Origin of the sequence: Streptomyces sp. NPDC060205 (genome assembly GCF_042728395.1) — a bacterium.
Classification (GTDB): Bacteria; Actinomycetota; Actinomycetes; order Streptomycetales; family Streptomycetaceae; genus Streptomyces.
The window spans coordinates 1-2,075 of sequence record NZ_JBHWZP010000606.1; the positions used below are offsets into that span (position 1 = coordinate 1).

Consider the following 2,075-nt stretch of genomic DNA (forward strand, 5'->3'; position numbering starts at 1 on the left):
TTCATGGTGTCGGGGACGTCGACGCCGGAGGGGAGCTTGTAGGCCTGGCCGCGGACGGCACCGCCCGGGAACTCACCGGTGTGGATGTTGAAGTACCAGTTGCCGGGGTTGGCCTTGATGCCCTCCAGCAGGTCCTTGTCGTCGACGGTGACCGTACCGAAGACGAACTTCCTGCCGTCCTCCAGCTTCTTCGTGAAGAAGGGGATCTTCACATCGCCGTTGACACCCTTGACGCCCTTGTGGAGGTGCCCCAGGGTCGGCGTCTGGATCCCGCTGAAGGTGAAGGCGTAGGACACCTGGTCGCCCTGGATCCGCATCAGGGCGAGCGCGTGCCCGTCCTTGTCCCCCACGGCAGGACCGCCCTCGACCGGGACCTCGTCGGCACCGGTCATCACCGAACCGAAGAAGGTCGCGTCCGCCGCGTTCTTCTCCCATCGGCCGACGCCCTGCGCCCCGCCGTGCTCCGAACCGGACGAGGCGTGCCCGTCGGTGGCCGGGCGGCTGGCCTCGGCGCTCGCGGCGGGGTCGGCACCGGTCACACCGTCTTCCCCGTTGCAGGCGGTCAGCAGAAGCGCACCCGTGACGGCGGATACGGCGATCATTGCAAAGCGCTTGCTCTTCATGGCAGTTGAGCCTTCCCCGTGCTGCGACCGCGCTGTTTCGCGGTTCGTCACCCACAACACGGACTGCCCTCACGACACAGCTCACGCCATGACAGCCCTGAGACATTTCTGAGACGGGCCGCGATCACTCGCGACGCGACCTTGACACTGGGCCCGGCGCGGAGGGCGATCCCGCTCACCCCAGGAAGATCACCCCGGGAAGATCACCTCAGGAAGGTCGTCCCAGGAAGGTCATCCCAGGAAGCTCAGCCGGACCGTGCGGTCGGGGTTGTCCTTGTTGGTGTCGACCAGGCACACCGACTGCCACGTCCCCAGCTCCAGCCGCCCGGCGATCACCGGCAGCGTGGCGTGCGGAGGGACGAGCGCCGGGAGGACGTGGTCGCGGCCGTGGCCGGGGCTCCCGTGACGGTGCTGCCAGCGGTCGTCCGCGGGGAGGAGGGTGTGGAGGGCGGCGAGCAGGTCCTCGTCGCTGCCCGCTCCCGTCTCCAGGACGGCCACGCCGGCGGTCGCGTGGGGCACGAAGACGTTGAGCAGGCCGTCACGGCCGCCCGCCGCCTCCCGCAGGAAGGCCTCGCACTCACGGGTGAGGTCGACGACCGCTTCCGTGGAGCCGGAGGAGATGTTCAGGACACGGGTGGTGAAGGCATCGGACATGAGCCAATCCTGACCCATCCCGCACCCGTGTGCGGGGTTCCACACCCGCGATGCCTCCGCCGAGCGGCCATGAGACGCGCCGCCACTCCGCGAGACACCATTGACCGTATGCGACCGGGCTGGCTACGTTCGGCGGCATGTTGCGTTCAGCTCTGCTCACCACGCGCGGTCACATCGACCTGCTGCGGGTGGCCTCCGCCGCGTGTCGCACCGGCCGCTGACGCCGTCCCACCACCCGCTTTGCCCCGCCGCGCCACTGCACGGCCCCGCCGCTTCGTGCCCGCCTGACCCGGGCCGGAAGCCGGGCCGCTGAAGCGCGGCCCCACCGCTCCTGACGCCCCTGACACCTCTGACTCCCCTGACGGTCCGGGCGCGCTCCCTCGGTTCCTCGGTTCCTCTCGAAAGGCTGTTGCCGCGATGGCGACCGACGTTCACCGGACGGTGGACCCGCAGCAGACTCCCGCCGACTCCGACTCCGGCTCCGGTTCCGGCTCTGGTTCCGGCTCAGCCGGCGCCCGGGCGGCCGGCCGGAAGCACGGACCGACGACACCCGTCCCGGCGGTACGCGTGGAAGGGCTGACCCGCGCCTTCGACGGCCGCGCGGTCATCGACAACCTGCAACTCTCCCTCCGACCGGGCGAGTTCGTGGCGCTCCTGGGTCGAACCGGTCGCGGCAAGTCCACCCTCCTGCGCATCCTCGCCGGGCTCGACCGCGACATCGAGGGCACCGTACTCGTACCGCGCCGCAAGGCTGTCGTCCTCCGGGCGCCTCGGCTGACGCCGTGGGCGAAGGTGTGG

Annotated in this window: 4 protein-coding genes; 2 read left to right on the plus strand and 2 right to left on the minus strand. The window is 70.3% G+C overall.

What is annotated here, in order from left to right; all coding sequences use genetic code 11:
• On the minus strand, positions 1-623 hold a 623-nt coding region (locus ACFWGJ_RS43430; protein ID WP_387334501.1), incomplete at its 3' end, for a CHRD domain-containing protein.
• A 231-nt stretch (positions 624-854) separates the two neighbouring features.
• Entirely contained in the window at positions 855-1,277 is a 423-nt protein-coding gene (locus ACFWGJ_RS43435; RefSeq protein WP_387334502.1) for a secondary thiamine-phosphate synthase enzyme YjbQ, read from the minus strand.
• A gap of 137 nt (positions 1,278-1,414) precedes the next feature.
• On the opposite strand from ACFWGJ_RS43435, the gene ACFWGJ_RS43440 reads away from it, so the two are divergent.
• Both ACFWGJ_RS43440 and ACFWGJ_RS43445 read left to right on the plus strand, forming a co-directional pair.
• The gene (locus ACFWGJ_RS43440; protein WP_366784861.1) at positions 1,415-1,498 is read left to right on the plus strand and encodes a putative leader peptide; all 84 of its coding nucleotides are present in this window, start codon (positions 1,415-1,417) and stop codon (positions 1,496-1,498) included.
• A 196-nt stretch (positions 1,499-1,694) separates the two neighbouring features.
• A partial coding sequence (locus ACFWGJ_RS43445; RefSeq protein ID WP_387334503.1) for an ATP-binding cassette domain-containing protein occupies positions 1,695-2,075 on the plus strand: 381 nt, incomplete at its 3' end.